Consider the following 595-nt stretch of genomic DNA (forward strand, 5'->3'; position numbering starts at 1 on the left):
CGTTCGGTGTGTCAGCAGGGCTGGCGGGGCAGGGTGTCACCTTCTCTTCTGGTATCGATTTTTATATCGCAGCAGTACCTTCCTTCGTGGCAGGTGCCGTCTTTATGATGTGGCTGGGCGAACAGGTAACGGAACGTGGTATTGGTAATGGTATTTCCATTCTGATTTTTGCAGGTATCGTTGCTGGATTGCCAAGTGCGGTTGGTCAGGCGTTTGAATCTGCTCGTCAGGGCGATTTGAATATCCTGTTGTTGTTGGTTATCGCTGCTTTGTCAGTCGCGGTTATCGCGTTTGTTGTCTTCGTTGAACGGGGACAGCGCCGCATCACCATCAACTATGCCAAGCGCCAGATGGGCAACCGTCAAATGATGGGTGCTCAAAGCAGCCATCTGCCACTCAAGCTGAATATGGCGGGTGTTATTCCTGCGATTTTCGCTTCAAGCCTGCTGTTGTTCCCGGCATCCCTGGGGCAATGGTTTGGTCAAGGCGAAGGTATGGAATGGCTACAGGACATTAGCCTGGCCCTGGCTCCTAGCCAGCCGCTGTATATCGTATTGTTTGCTGCCGGTATTATTTTCTTCTGTTACTTCTATAC

1 protein-coding gene is annotated in these 595 nt (G+C 51.3%); it reads left to right on the plus strand.

Going from position 1 to position 595, the window contains the following annotated elements; translation table 11 throughout:
* A partial coding sequence (locus Q4563_RS15590) for a preprotein translocase subunit SecY (protein WP_303605109.1) occupies nucleotides 1-595 on the plus strand: 595 nt, incomplete at both ends.

The sequence above is a fragment of the Gilvimarinus sp. 1_MG-2023 genome (assembly GCF_030548285.1).